This is a genomic window from Aliiroseovarius sp. S1123, from assembly GCF_023015885.1.
Classification (GTDB): domain Bacteria; phylum Pseudomonadota; class Alphaproteobacteria; order Rhodobacterales; family Rhodobacteraceae; genus Aliiroseovarius.
On sequence record NZ_JALKBE010000009.1, the window covers coordinates 85529 to 108712 of the forward strand.

The following is a 23184-nucleotide window of genomic DNA, read 5'->3' on the forward strand; positions in this document are numbered from 1 at the left end:
AGGTCGCGGATCAATCCACGTCGCGGCCTTCTGTATCTGACATATCAAAGCCCAGATACTTGGCGACGGTGAAGATGTCCTTGTCGCCACGTCCACACATGTTCATGCAGATGATGTGATCCTTGGGCAGCTTCGGTGCGATCTTCGTCACATGCGCCAGCGCGTGGCAGGGTTCCAGCGCGGGGATAATGCCCTCGGTCGAGCAGCACAGCTGGAACGCGTCCAGCGCTTCCTTGTCGGTGATCGCTACGTATTCCGCGCGGCCAATCTCGTGCAGCCAGCTGTGTTCCGGCCCGATGCCCGGATAGTCCAGACCGGCCGAGATCGAGTAGCCGTCGAGGATCTGCCCGTCATCGTCTTGCAGCAGGAAGGTCCGGTTGCCGTGCAGTACGCCGGGACGTCCGCCGGTCAAGGACGCACAGTGCTCCATCTTCTCGTTCACGCCCTTGCCGCCGGCTTCGACGCCGATGATGTTCACGCTGTCATCGTCAAGGAACGGATAGAACAAGCCGATGGCGTTTGAACCGCCGCCAATGGCCGCAATGATCGTGTCAGGCAGACGGCCCTCGGCCTTCATCATCTGCTCTTTCGCTTCCTTGCCGATGATCGACTGGAAGTCACGGACCATTGCCGGATAGGGGTGCGGACCAGCCGCCGTGCCGATGCAATAGAACGTGTCGGCCACGTTCGTCACCCAGTCACGCAGCGCGTCGTTCATTGCGTCTTTCAACGTGCCGCGACCGCTTTCAACCGCAATCACCTCGGCGCCCAGCAAACGCATACGGAACACGTTCGGGGCCTGACGCTGTACGTCATGGGCGCCCATATAGACGATGCATTTCAGACCGAACTTGGCGCAGACGGTTGCGGTGGCCACGCCGTGCTGACCGGCGCCGGTTTCCGCGATGATCCGGGTCTTGCCCATGCGGCGGGCCAGCAGGATCTGACCCAGCACGTTGTTGATCTTGTGCGCGCCGGTGTGGTTCAGCTCGTCACGCTTCATATAGACCTTGGCGCCGCCCAGATGCTCGGTCAGACCTTCGGCGAAGTAAAGCGGGCTGGGACGGCCGACATAGTGGGTCCACAGATCGTTCATCTCGGCCCAGAAACTGTCGTCGGTCTTGGCCTTCTCGTACTCGGCCTCAAGGTCGAGGATGAGCGGCATCAGTGTCTCGGACACGAAACGTCCGCCAAAGTCGCCAAACCGGCCCTTTTCATCAGGACCGTTCATGAAGCTGTTAAAAAGATCGTTGGCCATGGTGCCCCCCGCTCTGCGCATTTCACACCTGCATAGATGGGGGGGGCGTGGTTTTCCAGCGGTTTTTAGACCCTACACACGTCCTTTACGTCGCGCGCAGGACTAGACCTTGGTGGCCAGTGCATTGGACACGAAGGCGCGCATCAAAGCGGGGTCTTTCACGCCCGGCGCGCTTTCCACGCCCGAGGACACATCAACCTGCTTGGCACCTGTCAGGCGGATCGCCTCGGCCACGTTGTCAGCGGTCAAGCCACCGGCCAGCATCCACGGGCACGGCCAGTATTTGCGCTGCACCAGACGCCAGTCGAAGGCGATGCCGTTGCCTCCCGGCAGATCTGCACCCTTGGGGGCCTTGGCGTCGATCAACAGCTGATCCGCAACCCCGGCATACTGCTCGATCTGCACAACATCGTCTGGCCCGGCAATGCCGATGGCCTTGATCACCGGCAGGCCAAAGCGTGCCTTGACATCGGCCACGCGCTCTGGGCTTTCCGAGCCGTGTAGCTGGATCATGTCGGTGGTCGTTCCGTTCACGATTTCTTCGATCCCGGCATCGTCCATGTTCACGACCAGCGCGACCTTGGCCACGCCCATGGGAACGTCCAGCATCAGCGCGGCGGCCTGTTCGACCGTGACCGAGCGCGGGCTTTTGGGGAAAAAGTTGAACCCGATATAGCGCGCGCCTGCGTCAACCGCAGCCGCAAGCTGTTCGGGGTCTTTCAGCCCGCAGATCTTTACTGAAATGCTCATCTTGTTCAGCTGGTCTTGTCCAGCAATGCCAGCACATCGTCGCCGGTGCGGGCCTTGGGTTCGCGCAGGGTCTTCACCTCGCGCGCCAGCTGGTCGCGTTCACGACGGTGACGAGCGCCTTCCGCGCGCAGTTTGTGTTCGCGCAGCCATTCCCAAACGAAGCCGATCAGGATACCCGCCACGACGCTGCCGAAGATAATCACGAAAAGCGGAAGTGAGATGGACCAGCTCCACCCCAGAAAACCCGACAGCTCGCCGGGTAGGATGTTCAATGTCACGCTGCCGCGATTGGCCAGCGCCACCGTGATCAACACAACACCAAGTGCCGCCAGAAAGGCGTAACGGATGTACCGCATTTGGACCTCTTATTTGCCGTTCAGTCGATCCCGCAACAGCTTGCCGGTCTTGAAAAACGGAACGTGCTTTTCTTCGACTTCGACAGATTCGCCGGTGCGCGGATTACGTCCGATACGAGCATCTCTTTTCTTCACCGAAAATGCGCCAAAGCCGCGCAGTTCGACCCGATCGCCACGGGCCATGGCCTCAATGATCTCTTCGAATATGGTGTTCACAATGCGCTCAACGTCACGCTGATAGAGGTGCGGGTTTTCATCCGCGATCTTCTGGATCAGTTCAGACCGGATCATTCTGGTCCCCCCAAATTGGCCTATCTAATGGATTTTGCATCCTTATTCTGTCGAAGTATAGGACCAAACCCGCGCCGTGCATACAAGTCTTAGGTTAGAACTTGGGGGAAATTAAACGGATTTCAGCCGTTTTCGGCGCGAAAAAACCGATGCTGCAAATGCACATCGTTTCCGCCTTGGAAACGTCCGCCGATGATCGACGTGATTCGCCTTGCCTGAAAACAGAACGGCCCCACGCATCGCGCAGGGCCGTTCCAGAATTTATGATGCGAGGACTTAGTCCTGCTTCAGAGCGGCGCCCAGGATATCACCCAGCGATGCACCCGAATCCGACGAACCATACTGTTCTACGGCTTCTTTCTCTTCTGCGATCTCGCGAGCTTTGATCGACAGACCCAGACGACGCGATTTCGAGTCGACGTTGGTCACGCGAACGTCCAGCTTGTCACCAACCTGGAAGCGCTCGGGGCGCTGTTCAGAACGGTCACGCGACAGGTCCGAACGACGGATGAAGGACTTCATGCCTTCATACTCGACTTCGATACCGCCATCTTCGATTGCAGTCACTTCAACAGTGATGATCGAGCCACGCTTCACGCCACCAACGGCTTCTGCGAAGGGGTCGCCGTCCAGAGCTTTGATCGACAGCGAGATACGCTCTTTGTCGGTGTCAACTTCCGAAACAACGGCTTTGACGATGTCGCCCTTCTTGAAGTCCTGAATGGCTTCTTCGCCACGCTGGTCCCACGAGATGTCCGACAGGTGAACCATGCCGTCGATTTCGCCGTCGAGACCAATGAACAGACCGAATTCGGTGATGTTCTTGACTTCGCCTTCGACCTCAGTGCCCTCGGGGTGCGTTTCTGCAAACACTTCCCACGGGTTGCGCATGGTCTGCTTCAGGCCCAGCGATACGCGACGCTTGGCGCCGTCGATTTCCAGAACCATGACTTCGACTTCTTGCGAGGTCGAAACGATCTTGCCGGGGTGTACGTTCTTCTTGGTCCACGACATTTCCGAAACGTGTACCAGACCTTCGACACCGGGCTCCAGCTCGACGAATGCACCGTAGTCGGTGATGTTGGTCACGCGGCCAGTGTGCACCGATTCCAGCGGGTACTTGGCAGCAACCAGATCCCACGGATCGTCTTGCAGCTGCTTCATGCCCAGGCTGATGCGGTGGGTTTCTTTGTTGATCTTGATGACCTGAACCTTGATGGTTTCGCCGATCGTCAGGATCTCGGACGGGTGGTTCACACGGCGCCATGCCATGTCGGTGACGTGCAGCAGGCCGTCAACACCGCCCAGATCAACGAACGCACCGTATTCGGTGATGTTCTTGACGACGCCGTCAACTGCTTGGCCTTCCGACAGGTTGCCGATGACTTCGGCACGCTGTTCGGCACGCGATTCTTCCAAGATAGCGCGACGCGACACAACGATGTTGCCACGACGACGGTCCATTTTCAGGATCTGGAAGGGCTGCTTCAGACCCATCAGCGGGCCAGCGTCACGTACGGGGCGCACGTCAACCTGCGAGCCGGGCAGGAACGCAACAGCGCCGCCCAGATCGACGGTGAAGCCGCCTTTGACGCGACCGAAGATCGCGCCTTCGACGCGTGCATCGTCTGCGTATGCTTTTTCCAGGCGGTCCCATGCTTCTTCACGGCGGGCCATCTCGCGCGAGATGACGGCTTCGCCGCGGGCGTTTTCAGCCGCGCGCAGGAAGACTTCCACTTCGTCGCCAACGGCGATTTCAGGGGCTTCACCCGGGTTTGCGAATTCTTTCAGATCAACGCGGCCTTCCATTTTATAGCCTACGTCGATGATGGCTTGGCCAGCTTCAATAGCGATGACTTTACCTTTGACAACCGAACCCTCGTCCGGGGTGTCCATTTCGAAGCTTTCGTTAAGGAGGGCTTCGAATTCCTCCATGGTTGCGTTAGCCATTTGGCGTTTCATTCCTTTACAGTCATTTTCACGGGCCGAGCGGTTGTCTCCGCCGGTCTTGGATTTCCCAATTTGGTCAACAGGTTAGACGCAAAACAAAGAGGGCCGGTGCTCCGACCCTGCTCGTTTTTCCCTGTGTCGCGGCAATTACACCTTGTCGACAGGGCGGGATTTACGGGGATTCTGCCTGTAAATCAAGGGGCGGCTGCCTTTTGTTGGCGGCAGGCATCATAGCTAGCACGAGTTGAAATCCGGCACCAGATCGCCACATATCCCATGACGAAGAGAGGATGCCGGATGACAGAACCCGTTGCTCACAGACAGGCGTGGAAGATCAGTGATGTAGTGATGTTCCCAGCGCTTGCGATCGCGATACTAATCGAGCTCCTTGCGCCCTCAACTATTCCGGGCCTGCCATTTTGGGTTCTACTCCCTTTCGGTATCGCACTTGTGGTTGCCGGATTTCGTCTAATTTCCGCGTCGAAAGTCACACTGGACAAGTATGAGCAACCCTCTCTGCCCGGCACCCCGACCACGTGCCTTGTCACGGATGGGCCGTTCAAATATTCACGCAACCCCAACTACCTTGGTGCGATCTCAATCGCAGTTGGGTTGGGACTTGCTGTGAACAGCCTGTGGTTCTTAGCGATTGCCATAGTCTGCATGATCGTGCTTGAGGTCTGGATGATACGGCCTGAAGAGCGCTATCTACGCCAGCGTTTTGGCCATGAGTACGAGGAATACACTCGGAACACGCGCCGATGGCTCTGATTGATTAATCCACGATAACGGTGTCGGATCAGGTTACTCCGAACACTTGGCGAATTGCGCTGACGGCCTGCGCTACCGCATCCGCGATCGACAGGTCTGACGTGTCGATGATCACCGCATCCTCGGCGGGCTTCAACGGCGCCTCTTCCCGTTCACTGTCACGTTTGTCACGTGCGATCACGTCTGCCAGCACTTGTTCGCGGGTGACATCGTGGTCTTTGGCGGAAAGCTCCAAGAAACGGCGTTCGGCCCGCACTTCGGCGCTGGCGGTGACGCACAGTTTCACGTCAGCATCCGGGCAAATCACCGTACCAATATCGCGCCCGTCCAGCACTGCGCCGCTACCATGGGCGGCGAAGTTACGCTGGAAATCAACAAGCGCGGCGCGCACCTCGGCAATCACGGCGACTTTCGAGGCCGCCTGCGCCACTTCGGGCGTGCGCAGATCGCCTTGCATATCTGCCGGGGTTAGCGTCTTGGCGGCTTCAATCGGATCAGCACCCGTCAGGGTCTTCGCCCCCACGGCACGATAAAGCAGCCCGGTATCCAGATGCGCAAATCCGAAATGCGCCGCGACCGCTTTGGAAATTGTTCCCTTGCCCGCAGCGGCAGGACCGTCAATTGCTACGATGAATGTCATACCGCTTGTCCTTTCCAACGACGCCACATCATGCCAGCAACTCCGACCAGTAGTATGGTCAACGCGACGGCCACAAAACCCGATTTCAACATGGTGAACTGCGCCGCGGCCGAGACGACTTCTTCATCAATGCCTTCAGCACCCAGTCGCAAAAGATCCGCAACCGCGCTGTTTTCGCTCCAGTCAAACACAGCGGCCAGACCCGCAAGCACCGAAAACCCCGCTGCCCACTTCGTTGGAAACAGCAAAAGATAGGCCAAGATCAAAGAGAGGGCCATCAAACCGGGATAAAGCGTATCCAACTTATGTTGGACGCCCAAATAATGGGCCCGACCACTTTCGCTGAGGGCAGACAGAAAAGCACGTGCCTCTTCGGTGGTATATCCGCTCGGTCGCAAATCAAACGGCATCAAGCCGTTCGCGTCACTCATGATGATCGGCAAAGACCAAAGCACCATGGCGCAATACACAAGCACCATCGCGGCAAACACCACCCAGAATGCGCGCGTCAGGCTCATGCGTTGCTGCGAACAATCTGAGCGCCCAGCTCTGCCATCAGCGGCTCGAACACCGGGAAGCTGGTGGCGATGGGGCCGCCATCGTCCAGATTGATCGGCTTTTGCGATGCGAAGCCCAGGCACGCAAAGCTCATCGCGATGCGGTGGTCCAGAACGGTGGCAACGGTGCAGCCGCCCGGGACGCCATCCGGGCCAAGACCCTCGACGCTCCACCAATCCTCGCCTTCATCCACGGTCACACCCGCCGTGCGCAGGCCCTTGGCCATGGCGTCGATCCGGTCGCTTTCCTTCACGCGCAGCTCGTGCACGCCGGGCATATCGGTCTTGCCGGTGGCGAAGGACGCCACGACGGACAGGATCGGGTATTCGTCGATCATGCTGGCGGCACGCTCGGGCGGCACCACGATGCCCTTCATGTTGGGCGAGTATTTCGCGCGCAGGTCAGCAACGGGTTCACCGCCCTCAAGGCGCTCGTTTTCAAAAGTCAGGTCCGCGCCCATGTCCTGCAGCGTATAGAACAGCCCCGCGCGGGTGGGGTTCAGACCGATATTCGGCACCAGCACGTCCGAGCCGGGCACAATTAGTGCGGCGCATACCGGGAAGGCGGCCGAGCTGGGGTCGCGCGGGACAACGATGGTTTGCGGTTGCAGTTCAGGCTGGCCAGTCAGGGTGATCTTGTGGCCCTCGTCGGTGTCCTCGACCGTGATCTCGGCCCCAAAGCCCGCCAGCATCCGCTCGGTGTGGTCGCGGGTGGCTTCTTTCTCGATCACCACGGTTTTGCCCGGCACGTTCAGGCCAGCAAGCAGCACAGCCGATTTCACCTGCGCCGAGGCCATTGGCGTGGTGTAGGTCACTGCGACAGGCTCACGTGCACCAACGATGGTCATCGGGATGCGCCCACCGTCACGGCCATAGCTTTGCGCACCGAACAGTGCGATCGGATCGGTCACGCGGCCCATTGGGCGCGAACGCAGCGAAGCGTCGCCGGTAAAGGTCGCGGTGATCGGAGAGGTCGCCATCGCCCCCATGATCAGACGCACACCGGTGCCCGCATTGCCGCAGTCGATCACATCCTCGGGTTCGGCAAAACCGCCGACGCCAACGCCGTTCACGCGCCATTCGCCATCGCCCAGACGCTCCACATCCGCACCAAAGGCCCGCATCGCGTCCGCCGTTCCCAGCACGTCTTCGCCTTCCAGAAGGCCGGTGATGTGGGTTTCGCCCACGGCCATGGCACCCAGGATCAGCGAGCGGTGGCTGATCGATTTGTCCCCTGGTACATTAGCCGTGCCCTTTAGCGGGCCGGATTTGCGGGCGGTCATGGGGATGGCGGGGCCGTGTCCGGACATGGGCGTTCTCCTTTAGTCTTGCAGCCCTGATAGCGCAGACATTTTGGCGAGGCCAGTGGAAAGGGGCTTTGCCCCTCGGCATATCCCCGGGGCTCCGCCCGTTCTCAGGCGAAACTGTCCCCCGGACAGTTTCCGGGAAGCCTTCGAACCCCAGGATATTTGTGGCAAGAAAATGAGCGTGATCAGATCCGGCGGAAGGTCAGATAGTGCGGCGTGCGGCCTTCGCGCAGCGCTTTCTGTTCGTAGCGGGTCGAAATCCAGTCGCTCCATGGGGTACGCCAATCGTCGGCGCATTCACCCAGCCACTCAAAGCCCGCGCGCGGCACTTCTTCCAGCGTTTGGCGGACATAGTCGGGGATGTCGGTGGCCACGCGGAATTCGGCGCCGGGTTTCAGGACCTTGTGGAAAGGCTCCAAATATTCAGGCGTCACAAAGCGGCGGCGGTGGTGGCGTTTCTTGGGCCACGGGTCAGGGTAAAGCAGGAAGGCTTTGTCGATGCTTTCGGGCAGCAGCACGTCAAACAGGTCGCGCACGTCGCCCGGATGCACAGCGACGTTCTCACAACCCGCATCGCGGATTTTGCCCAGAAGCATGGCGACGCCGTTGATATAGGGCTCGCAGCCGATGATGCCGATCTCGGGATAGGTCGCGGCCTGATGGACCATATGCTCCCCGCCGCCGAAGCCGGTTTCCAGCCAGACGGGTTTGTCACCGAACAGCGTCTTCAGATCAAGCGGTGTGCGGTCGGGATTTTCTTCCCAGCCGACGGCGCCGGGGCTGAGGGCTGCCAGATCCTCGTCCAGATAGGTCTGCTGGCTGTCGCGCAGCCCTTTGCCTTTCAGACGGCCATAGAAATTGCGCCATGGCGCGCCCGAGCGGTGTTTGTTTTGCGATGCATCATCTTGGGTCATGGCCGCGCCTATGCAACGCAAAGGGCGGGCGCGTCAAGTGACGGCCCGCCCTTTCGGTGTATTAGGTCGCAGATCAGACGGCTTTCTTCAACGCCTCGACCAGATCGACTTTTTCCCAGCTGAATCCGCCATCGGCTTCGGGGGCGCGACCAAAATGGCCGTAGGCTGCGGTGCGTTCGAAGATTGGTTTGTTCAGGCCCAGATGCTCGCGAATGCCGCGCGGGGTCAGATCCATGACCTGTGCCACGGCGCGTTCGATACCTGCTTCGTCCACTTCGCCAGTGCCATGGGTGTCGACATAGATCGACAGCGGTTTGGCCACGCCAATGGCATAGGATAGCTGCAGGGTGCAGCGTTCAGCCATACCGGCTGCCACAATGTTCTTCGCCAGATAGCGTGCGGCATAGGCGGCCGAGCGGTCCACTTTCGTCGGATCTTTGCCCGAGAATGCGCCGCCGCCATGCGGAGCTGCGCCGCCATAGGTGTCCACGATGATCTTGCGCCCAGTCAGGCCCGCGTCACCATCTGGTCCGCCGATCACGAACTTGCCAGTCGGGTTCACGTGCCATTCGGTGCCGCCGTTGATCCATTCAGTGGGTACGACCTCGCGAATGTAGGGCTCGACCACGGCGCGCACGTCGTCGCTGGTCATGGTTTCGTCAAGGTGCTGGGTGGACAGCACGATCGAGGTGACCTCGACCGGTTTGCCATCCTCATAGCGCAGCGAAAGCTGAGACTTTGCATCCGGGCCAAGCGTCGGCTCGGTTCCGTTTTTGCGCACCTCGGCCAGACGCTTCAGAATGGCGTGCGAATATTGGATCGGGGCGGGCATCAGTTCGGGTGTTTCATTGACGGCATAGCCGAACATGATCCCTTGGTCGCCTGCGCCATCGCGGTCCACGCCTTGGGCGATGTTACCCGACTGATCGTGTAAGAAGTTCATCACCCGGCAAGTGTTCCAATGGAACTGCTCTTGCTCGTAGCCGATATCTTTGATGCAATCGCGGGCGATCTGATCGATCGAGCCCATCATGAACTTCAGTCGTTCTTCGTCGGACAATCCGACCTCGCCGCCGATGACGACCATGCCGCTGGTGGCGAAGGTCTCGCATGCCACGCGCGCGTTCGGTTCTTCGGTCAGAAAGGCATCAAGTACCGCATCGGAAATACGATCACACACCTTGTCGGGATGCCCTTCGGACACACTCTCCGAAGTGAATGTATAGTTCTGTCGTGACATGAAACATGCTCCATTTAGCTCAACCCGCCACGCCAGGAAGCCGTTGTGACGGTGGTCCGGATTGGTATCTGGCCTTTATCTGCAAAGGTCAATGTTAAAAGCGACGGCGCGTCCATGCGCCCCAGCCTGCGACGCCGATCAGCAACAAGAAAAGCGGCCAATCGCCCGCGCGCGCATAAAGGGTTACGGCGGCGGCACCAGGTTGGATCACATCCAGATAGCCTGCCTGCCCCAACGCCAGCGACGCGCGCACCTGACCGCGCACGTCAATCGCCGCGCTGATCCCAGTATTGGCCACGCGGATCACCGGCAGGCCGAACTCGATTGCGCGAAAGCGGGCTTGGATCAGGTGCTGCTGCGGCCCCGAGAAATCCCCGAACCAGGCATCATTCGTTGCTTGCAAAATCCAGTCGGGGCGTTCGGGCGCATTGCGGATATCGCGGGGGAAAACAGCCTCGTAGCAGATCAGGGGCAGTACCTTGCCCAAGGCACCCATATCCAGCACGACGGGCCCCGGCCCCGCTGAATAGCCCTGCCCGTATTGCGCCGCGAAAGCGCGGATGCCGATGCGGGCCATCGCGTCGCCAAGCGGGACATATTCGCCAAACGGCACAAGGTGATGTTTGTCATAGACCGGTCGCGCGATGCCGTCCGTATTGACCTGCACAAGGCTGTTGAAATAGCGCAGCTCCTCGGCCCGCTGAATGCCCATCAAGACGGGCGGGCCGTCGGCAGCCTCGGCCACCAGAGGGAACAGGCGGGTCGCGTGGCGCATCAGATACGGCACCGAGGTTTCGGGCCAGATGATCAGATTCGGGCGCGCGCCCTCGGGCGGGGTGGCGGTCAGCTCCAACTGGCGGTGGACAAAGCTTTCGGCAAAGTCGGGATCCCATTTCTGGTGCTGGGGCGCGTTGGGTTGGATCAAGCGGAGCGTGTGGGGGGTATCTTCCGGCAGAGGCGTTGGCGCCAAGACTGAGCCCAGGCCCAATGCCAAAGACAAGGCGATCGCCCCCGCTGCGTCTCTACGACCTCGACCGACCAAGGCCACCGCCAACAGCGCCACCCACAGCGCGGTCAGAAAGCTCAGCCCTGACACGCCCACCAGATTTGCGATCTGTGCCAGAGGCGTGTCGATCCAGACCAGCCCCGGCCCGCCCCACGGAAAGCCGGTGAACAGAGAACCGCGCAACAGCTCGGCTGCGGCCAGTCCGGCAGGCCAGAACAGCCACCCGAAGCGGCCATCCCCCGCGAGCCAGCGCGCCACGCCCCAGCCCAGCGCCCAGAGCAACGCCAGCCCTCCTGCCATGCCCAGAAGCGCGAAGGGGGCCATCCAGCCGTGACGCTCGGGTTCGACGAAGAACGGATTGACCAGCCAGCTCATCGTGACGGTGAAATAGCCAAGACCGAACAGCCAGCCCTGCAGCGCAGCCGCGCGCGGCGACGGGCTGTGTCGCCAGAACAGGAACGCGGCCAGCAGCCCTGCCAGCGTCGCCGCCCAGATTATAAACGGCGCCTGCCCCAGCGCGGCAATGGCACCCGCCGCAAGCAACACAATGACCCGCACCCGAGGGCGCGCGGCCAGTCGCGCCACATGGGCGTCAATGTCAGGCATTCGTTGCTGACGCGTCATCCGCGCTGGTCTCAGCCACTTGATGCGGCGCGGGCATCGGGCCCGGCACGCGCAGGCGCAAACGCTTGATACGGCGAGGGTCTGCGTCGACGACCTCGATCTCGGCCCCGCCGGGATGGGCGATCACTTCACCACGTGCAGGCACCTGCCCGCACAGAACGAATACCAGTCCGCCCAGTGTTTCGATTTCGTCATCATCGGCTTCTTCGTGCTGAAGACGCACGCCGGTTTCTGCCTCGAACTCATCCAAAGGCGTCTTGGCTTCGACCAGATAGCAGCCGGGCTTTTCTTCGATCCACAGCTTGCCTTCTTCAAGATCGTGTTCGTCCTCGATCTCGCCGATGACCTGTTCGATCAGGTCTTCGATGGTCACAAGGCCGTCCACGCCGCCATATTCATCAATGACCAGCGCCATATGAATGCGTTCGGTCTGCATTTTCTGCAAGAGCACCCCGATGGGCATCGATGGCGGAACGAACAGAAGCGGGCGGATTAGCTTGCGCAAGACAAAGCGGACCGACTGCTTGCTGGGGTTACCGTTAAATCCGTGGTTCAGAGCAAGGTCTTTCAGGTGGACCATCCCAATCGGGCTGTCCAACGTCCCGTCAAACACCGGAAGACGCGACAAGCCGCTTTCGCGGAACACGTCGACCAGCTCGTCCTCCAGGATATCGACGGGGGCCGATACGATCTCGGATTTCGGGATCATCACGTCCTCGACGCGCATGCGTCGAAGGTTAACCATGCCCGGGGCTTCACTGGGAAGCCCGCCATTTCCAGCGGGCGCGGCGTCAGTGGGCGCGACATGATCCTGCTTGCGGGGACTGCGCGCGCCGAAGATGCGGCTGAAGAATCCCGGCCTGTGATGTGTTGTTTCATCCTGCAGCGCGCTCTGCGCTGCCTTAGAAGATCCGTCTGCGGTGTCGCCCATTAGTCCTTTTCCAGTATCGCGCGAAATGCGCCTTATCCTTCATATGGGTTGGAAATGTTCATCTTGCCAAGGATTTCAACCTCCAAACCCTCCATAAGTGCCGCATCTTTGTCGTCTATGTGATCATAACCCAACAGATGCAGCACCCCATGCACCAAAAGATGGCTTACATGAGTAGAGAATTCCTTACCCTGCTCATCCGCCTCGCGGGCGCAGGTGTCATAGGCAATGGCAATATCGCCCAGTTCAGGGTCTTCTGGCGGGAAGGGGGCTTCGCCAGCCTCATCGGCTGCGCGTTCCTCGGACGGCCATGACAGCACGTTGGTCGGTGTGGGCTTGTCGCGGAAGTCGCGGTTCAGATCGGCAATGCGGGCGTCGTCACAGGCCAGAAGGCTGATTTCGAACCCGTCGCCGAACGGGGGTACCAGCTGAAGATGGGCGATCACAGCCTGCGCTGCGGCCTCTGCCAGCCCTGACAGGCCCGCGGCCTCCCAGCGGGAATCTTCGAAAACAACATCAACTAGCATTTATTTGTCGCGCGCCTGTTTAACCGCGCGTGCCATGGCCCTTTGCGAGGCCTCGTCATAGGCTTCGATGATCTTGGCCACCAGCGGGTGGCGCACCACGTCTTTCGAGGTGAAATAGTTGAAGCTGATCTGGTCGATGCCTTTCAACAGCCCCTCGGCATCGCGCAAACCACTGTCCACGCCGCGCGGCAGGTCGACCTGAGACCGGTCACCGGTGATCACCATACGCGAGCCTTCGCCCAGACGGGTCAGGAACATCTTCATCTGCATGGTCGTGGCGTTCTGCGCTTCGTCCAGCACGACAAACGCATTCGCTAAGGTGCGGCCACGCATGAAAGCAAGCGGCGCGATCTCGATCTTTTTTTCTTCGATCAGCTTGGTGACCTGCTTCGAGGGCAGAAAGTCGTTCAGCGCGTCATAAAGCGGCTGCATATACGGATCGACCTTGTCCTTCATGTCACCGGGAAGATAGCCCAGTTTTTCACCCGCTTCGACGGCAGGACGCGACAGGATCATGCGATCCACATGCCCGCCAAGGAACATGTTCACACCCACAGCCACCGCCAAATAGGTCTTACCCGTACCTGCCGGGCCGATCCCGAAGGCCAATTCGTTGTTGAACAGGCTTTGGACATAGGCCTTTTGGGCTTCGGTGCGGGGTTCAATGGTCTTCTTGCGGGTCTTGATCTCGACCGCGCTGCCTTTGAACATCTCCATCTGGTCGCCGTCGCGCGTGCCCGTACCGTCCTGCGTTCCGCCCATGCGGATTTCCGCGTCGATGTCACCGGGTTCGACCGCCTTGCCGCTTTCTAACCGCGTATACAGCGCACTCAGCACCTCGCCTGCCTTTTCGCGTGCGTCCATCTCGCCCATAACGACAAGCTGATTGCCGCGCCGGATGATTTGCACGCCCAGATGGCTTTCGATGTGGGTCAGGTTGCGATCAAACTCGCCGCACAGATCAATAAGAAGGCGGTTGTCTGGAAATTCCAGCAGCACTTCGGGAGTCACGTGGGCCTCGGGTGCTGTGGTCAGGTCTGCTATTCCCAAATGGGGTCTCCTGTCAGGTATATGCCCTGATCGTGCCAAGAGCGGACGAGACAAGCAAGCCCCATCCGCAAAATGTCATGCGATTGTCATGTCGTTGCCAGCGCGGGCAGCAATCTGCTTATTCGACAAGCTCGCCTGCCAACGAGTTCGGGCCGCTGTCGGTGATCCGCACGCGCTTCAGATCTCCTACGGCCGCGTCACACTGGACATGGACCGCGTGCAGGTGATCGGATTTGCCGACCATCTGGCCTTCAAGACGGCCTTTCTTTTCAAACAGAACGCCGACCTCTTGGCCGACCATGCTGTTCTGAATGGCGCGTTGCTGTTCGGTGATCAGCGCTTGCAGGCGATAAAGCCGCTCGGTCGCGACCGCGTCATCCACCAGCGCACGTTCAGCCGCCGGGGTGCCGGGGCGGGTCGAGTATTTGAAGCTGAAGGCCTGACCATAGTTCACTTCACGGATCAGGCTCATCGTGTCTTCGAAATCCTGATCGTCCTCTTCTGGGAAGCCCACGATGAAGTCACCGGAAATCAGAATATCCGGGCGCGCCTCGCGAATCCGTTCGATCAGACGCAGATAGCTTTCGGCCGTGTGGCTGCGGTTCATCCGCTTCAGGATCTTGTCCGAGCCCGACTGAACCGGCAGGTGCAGATAGGGCATCAGCTTTTTGCAGGTGCCGTGCGCCTCGATCAGGTCGTCGCTCATGTCGTTGGGGTGCGAGGTGGTGAAGCGAATGCGCTCCAATCCGTCAATTTCGTCCAGCGCCCAGATCAGTTTCGCCAGAGACCAGTCCCCATCCGGCCCAGCGCCGTGATAGGCGTTGACGTTCTGACCCAAAAGCGTGATCTCGCGCACGCCACGTTCGACCAGCTCGCGCGCTTCGCGCAGGATGCGTTCGACGGGGCGGCTGACTTCGGCGCCACGGGTATAGGGCACCACGCAGAACGCACAGAATTTGTCGCAACCCTCCTGAACCGTCAGGAAGGCCGCCGGGGCGCGCTTGGCCTTGGTGCCGCGCAGCTTGGGCAGGTGTTCGAATTTGTCTTCCTCGGGGAAGTCCGTGTCCAGCGCCTTTTCGCCCTTGGCGACCTGCTCCATCATCGACGGCAGGCGGTGATAGGTCTGCGGGCCGACAACCAGATCGACCATCGGCTGACGGCGCATGATTTCTTCACCTTCAGCCTGCGCCACACAACCCGCAACGCCGATCTTCAGGTCAGGCTTTTCAGCCTTCAGTCCCTTGAAGCGGCCCAGTTCCGAATAGACCTTCTCGGCAGCCTTTTCGCGAATGTGGCAGGTGTTCAGCAGGATCATGTCCGCATCATCCGGCGTATCTGTCTGCTCGTAACCATCCGCGCCCAGCGCTTCGGCCATGCGTTCACTGTCATAGACATTCATCTGGCAACCATAGGTGCGGATGAAGAGTTTTTTCTTGTCGGACATGGCGCGTTTCCCAAGGTTTTTGCAGCACGAGGTCAAGTCACAGCCTCCTACAGCAAAGGGATGAGGCCCGCAACGCTTGCAAAACAGGTTGATTTCATGAAATTTCTGTCAGCAATCGGCAAGAACCTGCAATCCAGCGGGACACATACTGGGGCACATCATGCGGTACAGCGATCTTCATCAGTTCCTTCAGTCCTCAGGGTCGGTCTTGGCCAAGGGTCCCGTCGCGATGATTTTCGTCGAGGATCTGGTCGAGGTCGAAAGCACCATCCGCCACCACCAGAAGGCCGGATTTCGGGCACTTCTGGTGTTTGCGCCGGACGAAGTGGTTCTGCCGGATGATCTGGAAAACACCATTCACCGCATCACGTTTGACACCTCCGCCACAGCGGTCGTGGACACCGTCAATCAGGTGATCGAGGCCGCCCCCGGCACGTGGCTGTATTACTGTTTCAACGCCGAGTACCTGTTCCACCCGTTCTGCGAATCCCGCACCGTGGGCGAGCTTCTGGCCTTCCAAACAGAGGAACGCCGCGATGCGGTGTTAAGCTATGTGGTGGATCTGTATGCCGACGATCTGGACCAGTTCCCGAATGCGGTGTCGCTGGATCACGCCTGTTTGGACAAGTCCGGCTATTACGCGCATGGCCGCAAAGGCTCGGACGGAAACCCGCTGGACCGCCAACTGGATTTCTTCGGCGGCCTGCGCTGGCGATTCGAGGAACACGTTCCGGCAAACGGCCACAAGATCGATCGCGTGTCCCTGTTCAAGGCAAAGCCCGGCCTGAAACTGCGCCCAAACCACACGTTCAATGACGAGGAATACAACACCTATTCCTGCCCGTGGCACCACAACATCACCGCCGCCATCGCCAGCTTCCGCACCGCCAAGGCGCTGAAAACGAACGCCGGGTCAAAACACGATGTTCGCAGCTTCAAGTGGCACAACACCACGAAATTCCAGTGGAATTCGCAGCAGCTTTTGGATTTGGGGCTGATGGAACCCGGCCAGTGGTTCTAGTGGCGTTTCCATCCCGCCCAACTTTCGGTAAACACACATATCCCACAAACGAGCACCCGCCGCGTTATCGCTTCGGCCTCGTCCATTCATTCCCAGAACACACGAGGTTTCCATGACCGAAGTCACGCAAGGCGCCAAGGTGCGCATTCACTATACTGGCACTTTGGAAGACGGCAGCGTCTTTGACAGCTCGGAAGGTCGCGATCCGCTGGAATTCGAAGCCGGATCCGGCATGATCATCCCCGGCCTTGATAAGGCGCTGCCCGGCATGAAGGTTGGCGACAAGAAGAAGGTCTCGATCGCGCCGGAAGAGGCCTATGGCCCGCGTCATGACGAAGCCGTTCTGGAAGTGCCGCGCGGTGACATCCCCGCCGAGATCCCGCTGGAAGTTGGTATTCAGCTGCAGATGAGCGGTCCGCAGGGTCAGCCTGTGCCCGTCACCATCACCAACCTGACCGACGACACCGTTACGCTGGACGCCAACCACGCGCTGGCTGGCAAGACCCTGATCTTTGATTTCGAGGTTGTCGGCATCGGCTGACGCTGTCGAAAAACAACAAGGCCGCGCGCAAACGCGCGGCCTTCAGGGGCGTTGCCCCTCGCGCCAAAGGCGCTCACCCTAGGATATTTGTAACAAGAAAAAGAGAAGCCACGGATCAGCTGCGGCGCAGGCGGATCACCACGTCGACTTTGGCGATCTCGGCGCCTTCGGGCGCTTCCGGCAGTTGCGCGATCTTCAGATCTTCGTCCGGCGCATCCATCAGCTCTTCCGTGTCTTCCCAGAAGAAATGCGGGTGGTTAGAGACGTTCGTGTCGAAATAGCTGCGCGCGCCGTTCACGGTGATCTCGCGCAGAAGACCTGCATCCGAGAACACACGTAGCGTATTATAGACCGTTGCAAGCGACACCTTGTCCGCGCCATCGCGCGTCGCCTCGTACAGGCTTTCGGCGGTGACGTGGCGGTGTTGACCATCCCCAATCAAGAGATGCGCCAAAGCCAGACGCTGCCGCGTCGGGCGCAGCCCAGCGCTGGACAACCAATCGGCTTCGATATGACGATTTTCCTGCATCATGGAGCGGTTCTTCTGGAATCCCTAAGATGGTTTCAATGGAATATAAGGGCTCTGGGCGGCAAGCGCCAATAAAAACTGGTCTTTGCGCTTCAGATTGCCCTTGCGCGCCGTCGCCCGCTCTTGCGTCGGGCTTTGCGCGGGTGCTAGAGGGGGAGGGACTGAAAACACACAAGATATGGGGCGAAAATGGCGGACTATCCCACAAGCTTTGGCAAGGAAGACCTTTTGAAATGCGCAGCGGGCGAGCTGTTTGGCCCCGGCAACGCGCAGCTTCCGGCCCCGCCGATGCTGATGATGGACCGGATCACCGAGATCTCGGGCGATGGTGGCGCACACGGAAAAGGTCACGTTCTGGCCGAGTTCGACATCACCCCCGACCTGTGGTTCTTCGACTGCCATTTCCCCGGCAACCCGATCATGCCCGGCTGTCTGGGCCTGGACGGCCTGTGGCAGCTGACCGGCTTCAACCTGGGCTGGCGTGGCTGGCAGGGGCGCGGCTATGCGCTGGGCGTGGGCGAAGTGAAGCTGACCGGCATGGTCCGCCCGGACCGCAAGATGCTGACCTATAAGATCGACTTCACCAAAGCGATCCAAACCCGCCGCCTGACCATGGGTGTGGCCGATGGAATCGTCGAGGCCGACGGCGAAGTGATCTATCAGGTGAAAGACATGAAGGTCGCGCTGAGCGAGAGCTAAGCCTAAACAACGGCGAGAGGCGCACGGTGGCGGAATTCCTCACGACAGTTCTACTTATAGTTTTGGGCGGTGCCCTCATTGCCCAAAAAATTGATCGCAAAGCGCGACGTTTCGAAAGAAATGTTAAGCGTGCATTTGCTCCGCCCAAAAAGAAACCCGCCCCCGGAAGGGCAGCGCCCACGGTGCGACAGCAGAGGCCCGACGCAAGCGCCACCTTCAATGCAGACAAAGCTCATCCCGCCAAGCCGCACACCGAAATTAGTGGGCCCGCTTATGTCGTCGATGGCGACACTATCAAAATCAAGAAAACGCAGATCAGGCTTTTTGGCATCGACGCGCCGGAGCTAAACCATCCACATGGCAAAAAAGCCAAATGGGAGCTGGTAGGTCTGTGCAAGGGGCAAACCGTCCGCGCAGTCATCACTGACGAAGATGACCACGGGCGTACGGTTGCCAGATGCTATTTGCCCGATGGCCGTGAACTGTCTGCGGAAATGGTCAAAGCTGGGCTGGCCATTGACTGGCCAAAGTTCTCTGGCGGGAAGTATCGCCCCTTGGAAATCGAGAACGCCCGCAAGAAAATGTGGCTGGCTGATGCGCGACAGAAGGGGCGCATACATGTGTGGGAGCAATACGAAGAGCGGAAGAACGTGCGGAAAGAAGAGACCTCGGGAACGTTGAACTAACCGAACCCTCCGTCCCCGCCTTGCACCACCCCCACCAATCCCCTACTAAGAAATGAACGTTTTAAAGGGAGGCCACGCATGCGTCGTGTCGTCGTTACCGGTCTGGGCATTGTCTCGGCCATCGGGAACAACAAGGACGAGGTTCTGGCCTCGCTCAAGGCTGGCAAGTCCGGCATCACCGCCAATGCCGACATGGTCGAGCATGGCTTCCGCAGCCAGATCGCTGGCATGCCGAATATTGACATCACCGAGCATGTAGACAAGCGCACACTGCGTTTCATGGGGCCGGGTGCGGCTTACGCGCATATCGCGATGAGCCAGGCGATCGAAGATGCCGGCCTTGGTGAAGACGACGTGGTGAACCCGCGCACAGGTCTTGTAGCTGGTTCCGGTGGCCCGTCGACCAGCGCGATGTTTGCTGCCCACCAGACCGCGCTGAAATCCGGCGCGACCAAGCGCATTGGGCCGTTCGCGGTTCCGAAATGCATGGGGTCGACGATTTCCGCCAACCTTGCGACGGCGTTTAAGATCAAGGGCATCAACTATTCGATCACCTCGGCCTGTTCGACATCGCTGCACTGCATCGGCAACGCTGCCGAACAGATCATGATGGGCAAGCAGGACGTGATGTTCGCGGGCGGTGGCGAAGAACTGGACTGGACTCTGTCCTGCCTCTTTGACGCGATGGGCGCGATGTCGTCGAAATACAATGACACGCCCGAGAAAGCCTCGCGCGCCTTTGATGCCGACCGCGACGGGTTCGTGATCGGTGGCGGCGGCGCCATTCTGGTACTGGAAGATCTGGAACACGCCAAAGCGCGCGGCGCAAAGATCTACGCCGAAGTCACAGGCTATGGCGCGACCTCGGACGGTCACGACATGGTGGCTCCGTCCGGCGAGGGCGGTGAACGCGCCATGCGTCTGGCCATCGAAATGCTGCCGGAAGGCCGGAAGGTCGGGTACATCAACGCCCACGGCACCTCGACCCCCGTTGGCGATGTGGGCGAAGTGGAAGCCGTGCGCCGCGTCTTTGGCGAAGGCTCGACACCTCCGATCAGTTCGACCAAATCCATGACCGGCCACAGCCAAGGCGCCACTGGCGCGCAAGAGGCCGTGTATTGCCTGCTCATGCTGGAAAACGACTTCATCGCCCCGTCAATCAACGTCGAAAACCTGGACCCCGCCATCAACGAAGGCGAAATCGCGACGTCGCTGGTGGAAAATGCAGGGCTCGATAGCGTGATGACCAACAGCTTCGGTTTTGGCGGCACCAATGGCTCGATGATCCTGAGCAAATACCAAGAGTGAGGAACTGACATGGCAGGTCTTATGCAAGGCAAACGCGGCCTCATCATGGGGGTCGCAAACCAACGGTCCATCGCGTGGGGCATCGCACAAGCAATGGCCAACGAGGGTGCAGAACTGGCGTTTTCCTATCAGGGCGAGGCTTTCGGTGGGCGTGTTGCTCCGCTGGCGGAATCGGTGGGCTCGGACATTCTGGTCGACATGGACGTCACCGACGACGACGCACTGGACAAAGGCTTCGATGATCTGTGGTCCAAATGGGATTCGATCGACTTTCTGGTCCACGCGATTGCGTATTCCGACAAGAACGAATTGACCGGCCGCTTTGTCGATACATCACGTGCCAACTTCAAACACTCGATGGACATCAGCTGCTACTCGCTGATCGAGGTTGCACGCCGTGTGGCCCCCAAAATGACCAATGGCGGTACGATCCTGACGCTGACCTATGGCGGCTCGAACCGCGTGACGCCGTTCTATAACGTGATGGGCGTGGCCAAAGCGGCGCTTGAATCTTCCGTGCGTTATCTGGCCAACGACCTTGGCCCGGACGGCATCCGCGTGAACGCGATCTCGCCCGGCCCGATGAAAACGCTGGCCGGTGCTGCCATCGGTGGCGCGCGCAAAACCTTCCGCCACACGGAACAGAACGCACCGCTTCGCCAGAACGCCACGCTGGAAGCCGTGGGTGGCACCGCCGTCTATCTGGCGTCCGACTATGGCAACTGCACCACCGGCGAGATCATCACAGTCGACAGCGGCTTCCATGTTTTGGGTATGCCGCAGCCTGACAACCTCTGATCCGGCTCAAACACGACCCTTCAAAGGCTCCCGACTTGGGGGCCTTTTTTCTGCGCCCCCACTTCCTCTTGCCCAAAATACCTCGGGGTGAGCGGCAACGCCGCGAGGGGCAGCGCCCCTCCCTCTGGACCCTCGTGACGATCTGGTGCTTACTGCACGCAACATCGCCAAGGGAAGACAAGCATGCAGACATTTACCGCCAATGACGGGTTGGAAATCGCCTATCGGGACGAGGGCGAAGGACTGCCTGTTCTGGCCCTGTCGGGGCTGACGCGCAACTCGGACGATTTCAACTTCGTCGCGCCGCACCTGAAGGGCGTCCGCCTGATCCGCATGGACTATCGCGGGCGGGGGCAGTCAGATTGGGGGGATCACAAGACCTATACGGTGCCGCAGGAAGGGCTGGACGCGCTCTTTCTGATGAACCATCTGGGGATCGAGAAAGCCGCCATCCTTGGCACCTCACGCGGGGGGCTGATCGCGATGGGCCTTGCCGCCACGGTAAAGGACAAACTGCTGGGCGTCTGCATGAACGATATCGGCCCCGAGCTTGCGCCGGGTGGGCTGGAGAACATCATGGGCTATCTGGGCCGCAAGCCGTCCGCCAAGACCGTCGAAGAGGCCGCCGAGGCACGCGCGAAGCTTATGGCTGATTTCGGCTTCAAGAATGTCCCGATGGAGCGCTGGATCGAGGAATGCCACAACCTGTTTGAACAGGACAGCAAGGGTCTAACCAACCGCTACGACCCCGCCCTGCGCGACGCCGTGCAAGACGCGGGCGCGCAACCTGCCCCCGACCTCTGGCCGTTCTTTGACGCGATGGAGGGCCTGCCGCTGGCACTGATCCACGGCGAAAACTCGGACCTTCTGTCCGCCGAGACGGTCGCCGAAATGCGAAAGCGTCGCCCCGATATGGGCTATGCAAAAGTCCCCGATCGCGGCCATGTGCCGTTTCTGGACGAACCCGAAAGCCTTGCCACCATCAACGAGTGGCTGGAGAAAATGCGTTGAACATCAACGAGATCCGCAATGCCGCCCGCCGCAACGCGGGCCATGTCCGGCGCACGCCGCTTCTGACCTCGCCCTTTCTGGACGAGATCGCCGGGCGGCGGGTCTATGTGAAACCCGAATGCCTGCAGCACACAGGCAGCTTCAAATATCGCGGGGCGCATAACGCGATTTCCCAACTGACCGCGGATCAGCGCGAGATGGGCGTGATCGCTTTTTCGTCTGGCAACCACGCGCAGGGCATTGCGCTGGCGGCGCGCCAGAACCAGACGCCGTCCACAATCGTGATGCCGTCGGACGCGCCGCAGCTAAAGATCTACAACACCCGCGCGTTGGGCGCGAAGGTGGTTTCGTATGACCGCGCGACTGAAAACCGGGACGAAATCGGCGCACGACTGGCCGAAGAAAACGAGCTGACCCTGATCAAGCCCTTCGACAACGAAGCGGTCATCGCTGGCCAGGGCACCGTCGGGCTTGAGATCGCCAACCAAGCCCGCGACGAAGGCATCCGCAACGCGCAGGTTCTTGTGCCCTGTGGCGGCGGGGGCCTGACAGCCGGCATCGCCTTGGCGCTGGACCACGACGCCCCTGACCTGCAGGTGCGCCCGGTCGAACCCAAGGGTTTTGACGATGTCACGCGGTCCCTTGAAGCGGGCGCGATCCAGCGCAACGCGCAGTTGACCGGATCCATCTGCGACGCGATCCTCACCCCCTCACCGGGAGAACTGACCTTCCCCATCATGCAGCGTCTGTGCGGCGCCGGACTGACCGTCTCGGACGAGGATTGCCTGCGCGCGATGGCTCATGCTTTCACCCGCCTGAAGCTGGTGATCGAACCCGGCGCCGCCGTCGCGCTGGCTGCGGCCTTGTTCCAACCGCTGAACATCACGGGGGACGCGGTGATTGTGGTTGTGTCCGGCGGTAACGTCGATGCACCCGTCTTCACCGACGCCCTAAACCGCTTCGCCTGACCGGAGA

25 protein-coding genes and 1 riboswitch are annotated in these 23184 nt (G+C 60.1%); of the genes, 9 read left to right on the forward strand and 16 right to left on the reverse strand.

Annotated elements, in window-relative coordinates; translation table 11 throughout:
- Positions 1-10: 10 nt before the first annotated feature.
- From trpB to rpsA, 5 genes are all read right to left on the reverse strand, one after another.
- A complete protein-coding gene (gene trpB / locus MWU53_RS14685) occupies positions 11-1258 on the reverse strand; it encodes a tryptophan synthase subunit beta (RefSeq protein ID WP_247094400.1) in 1248 nt (415 codons plus the stop codon).
- A gap of 102 nt (positions 1259-1360) precedes the next feature.
- Complete coding sequence (locus MWU53_RS14690; RefSeq protein ID WP_247094401.1) at positions 1361-2008, reverse strand: phosphoribosylanthranilate isomerase; 648 nt, start codon at positions 2006-2008, stop codon at positions 1361-1363.
- Between the two features lie 5 nt (positions 2009-2013).
- On the reverse strand, positions 2014-2364 hold the full coding sequence (locus MWU53_RS14695; RefSeq protein ID WP_247094402.1) for a LapA family protein: 351 nt from the start codon (positions 2362-2364) through the stop codon (positions 2014-2016).
- A gap of 9 nt (positions 2365-2373) precedes the next feature.
- Positions 2374-2655: an integration host factor subunit beta gene (gene ihfB, locus MWU53_RS14700; RefSeq protein ID WP_142851987.1), complete on the reverse strand. Its 282-nt coding sequence runs from the start codon at positions 2653-2655 to the stop codon at positions 2374-2376.
- Positions 2656-2931: 276 nt separating this feature from the next.
- Positions 2932-4617: a 30S ribosomal protein S1 gene (gene rpsA / locus MWU53_RS14705; protein WP_281501439.1), complete on the reverse strand. Its 1686-nt coding sequence runs from the start codon at positions 4615-4617 to the stop codon at positions 2932-2934.
- 285 nt (positions 4618-4902) lie between these two features.
- Between rpsA and MWU53_RS14710 the strand changes: the two genes are divergently transcribed.
- A complete protein-coding gene (locus MWU53_RS14710; RefSeq protein ID WP_247094404.1) occupies positions 4903-5376 on the forward strand; it encodes an isoprenylcysteine carboxylmethyltransferase family protein in 474 nt (157 codons plus the stop codon).
- A gap of 28 nt (positions 5377-5404) precedes the next feature.
- Here MWU53_RS14710 and MWU53_RS14715 read toward each other — a convergent pair whose 3' ends face one another.
- The 10 genes from MWU53_RS14715 to miaB all read right to left on the reverse strand — a co-directional run bounded on the left by MWU53_RS14715 (position 5405) and on the right by miaB (position 15616).
- The gene (locus tag MWU53_RS14715) at positions 5405-6016 is read right to left on the reverse strand and encodes a d(CMP) kinase (RefSeq protein WP_247094405.1); all 612 of its coding nucleotides are present in this window, start codon (positions 6014-6016) and stop codon (positions 5405-5407) included.
- Entirely contained in the window at positions 6013-6534 is a 522-nt protein-coding gene (locus tag MWU53_RS14720) for a hypothetical protein (protein WP_247094406.1), read from the reverse strand. Before MWU53_RS14720 ends, MWU53_RS14715 begins: the two co-directional genes overlap by 4 nt.
- Positions 6531-7883: a 3-phosphoshikimate 1-carboxyvinyltransferase gene (gene aroA, locus MWU53_RS14725; protein ID WP_247094407.1), complete on the reverse strand. Its 1353-nt coding sequence runs from the start codon at positions 7881-7883 to the stop codon at positions 6531-6533. The genes MWU53_RS14720 and aroA overlap by 4 nt, the downstream gene beginning before the upstream one ends.
- A gap of 182 nt (positions 7884-8065) precedes the next feature.
- Positions 8066-8794, reverse strand: coding sequence for a tRNA (guanosine(46)-N7)-methyltransferase TrmB (gene trmB, locus MWU53_RS14730; protein WP_247094408.1), 729 nt, complete (start codon positions 8792-8794; stop codon positions 8066-8068).
- Positions 8795-8867: 73 nt separating this feature from the next.
- Positions 8868-10034, reverse strand: coding sequence for a methionine adenosyltransferase (metK, locus tag MWU53_RS14735; protein WP_247094409.1), 1167 nt, complete (start codon positions 10032-10034; stop codon positions 8868-8870).
- Between the two features lie 6 nt (positions 10035-10040).
- A riboswitch (SAM-SAH riboswitch) is annotated at positions 10041-10089 on the reverse strand.
- A 39-nt stretch (positions 10090-10128) separates the two neighbouring features.
- A complete protein-coding gene (gene lnt / locus MWU53_RS14740) occupies positions 10129-11646 on the reverse strand; it encodes an apolipoprotein N-acyltransferase (protein ID WP_247094410.1) in 1518 nt (505 codons plus the stop codon).
- Positions 11639-12595, reverse strand: coding sequence for a hemolysin family protein (locus tag MWU53_RS14745; RefSeq protein WP_247094411.1), 957 nt, complete (start codon positions 12593-12595; stop codon positions 11639-11641). Before MWU53_RS14745 ends, lnt begins: the two co-directional genes overlap by 8 nt.
- Positions 12596-12627: 32 nt before the next feature.
- The gene (ybeY, locus tag MWU53_RS14750; RefSeq protein ID WP_247094412.1) at positions 12628-13122 is read right to left on the reverse strand and encodes an rRNA maturation RNase YbeY; all 495 of its coding nucleotides are present in this window, start codon (positions 13120-13122) and stop codon (positions 12628-12630) included.
- Entirely contained in the window at positions 13123-14172 is a 1050-nt protein-coding gene (locus tag MWU53_RS14755; protein WP_247094413.1) for a PhoH family protein, read from the reverse strand.
- A gap of 118 nt (positions 14173-14290) precedes the next feature.
- The gene (miaB, locus tag MWU53_RS14760) at positions 14291-15616 is read right to left on the reverse strand and encodes a tRNA (N6-isopentenyl adenosine(37)-C2)-methylthiotransferase MiaB (RefSeq protein ID WP_247094414.1); all 1326 of its coding nucleotides are present in this window, start codon (positions 15614-15616) and stop codon (positions 14291-14293) included.
- A gap of 160 nt (positions 15617-15776) precedes the next feature.
- Here miaB and MWU53_RS14765 point away from each other — a divergent pair, with 160 nt between their 5' ends.
- The gene (locus tag MWU53_RS14765; RefSeq protein WP_247094415.1) at positions 15777-16637 is read left to right on the forward strand and encodes a hypothetical protein; all 861 of its coding nucleotides are present in this window, start codon (positions 15777-15779) and stop codon (positions 16635-16637) included.
- Between the two features lie 112 nt (positions 16638-16749).
- Positions 16750-17178 carry a peptidylprolyl isomerase gene (locus MWU53_RS14770; protein ID WP_247094416.1) on the forward strand — a complete coding sequence of 143 codons (429 nt, stop codon included), beginning with the start codon at positions 16750-16752 and terminating at the stop codon, positions 17176-17178.
- Positions 17179-17293: 115 nt separating this feature from the next.
- Here the strand turns inward: MWU53_RS14770 and irrA are convergent, their stop codons facing one another.
- Positions 17294-17710 (reverse strand): iron response transcriptional regulator IrrA, encoded by a 417-nt coding sequence (gene irrA / locus MWU53_RS14775; protein WP_247094417.1) that lies wholly within the window; start codon positions 17708-17710, stop codon positions 17294-17296.
- Between the two features lie 186 nt (positions 17711-17896).
- On the opposite strand from irrA, the gene fabA reads away from it, so the two are divergent.
- The 6 genes from fabA to MWU53_RS14805 all read left to right on the forward strand — a co-directional run bounded on the left by fabA (position 17897) and on the right by MWU53_RS14805 (position 23177).
- Positions 17897-18406: a bifunctional 3-hydroxydecanoyl-ACP dehydratase/trans-2-decenoyl-ACP isomerase gene (fabA, locus tag MWU53_RS14780; RefSeq protein WP_133489293.1), complete on the forward strand. Its 510-nt coding sequence runs from the start codon at positions 17897-17899 to the stop codon at positions 18404-18406.
- Positions 18407-18588: 182 nt separating this feature from the next.
- Entirely contained in the window at positions 18589-19092 is a 504-nt protein-coding gene (locus tag MWU53_RS14785; protein WP_247094418.1) for a thermonuclease family protein, read from the forward strand.
- Positions 19093-19170: 78 nt separating this feature from the next.
- Complete coding sequence (fabB, locus tag MWU53_RS14790; protein ID WP_247094419.1) at positions 19171-20400, forward strand: beta-ketoacyl-ACP synthase I; 1230 nt, start codon at positions 19171-19173, stop codon at positions 20398-20400.
- Positions 20401-20409: 9 nt separating this feature from the next.
- On the forward strand, positions 20410-21198 hold the full coding sequence (locus MWU53_RS14795) for an enoyl-ACP reductase (RefSeq protein WP_247094420.1): 789 nt from the start codon (positions 20410-20412) through the stop codon (positions 21196-21198).
- Positions 21199-21381: 183 nt separating this feature from the next.
- Entirely contained in the window at positions 21382-22209 is an 828-nt protein-coding gene (locus MWU53_RS14800) for an alpha/beta hydrolase (RefSeq protein WP_247094421.1), read from the forward strand.
- Positions 22206-23177 (forward strand): threonine/serine dehydratase, encoded by a 972-nt coding sequence (locus MWU53_RS14805; protein WP_247094422.1) that lies wholly within the window; start codon positions 22206-22208, stop codon positions 23175-23177. Before MWU53_RS14800 ends, MWU53_RS14805 begins: the two co-directional genes overlap by 4 nt.
- Positions 23178-23184 lie beyond the last annotated feature (7 nt).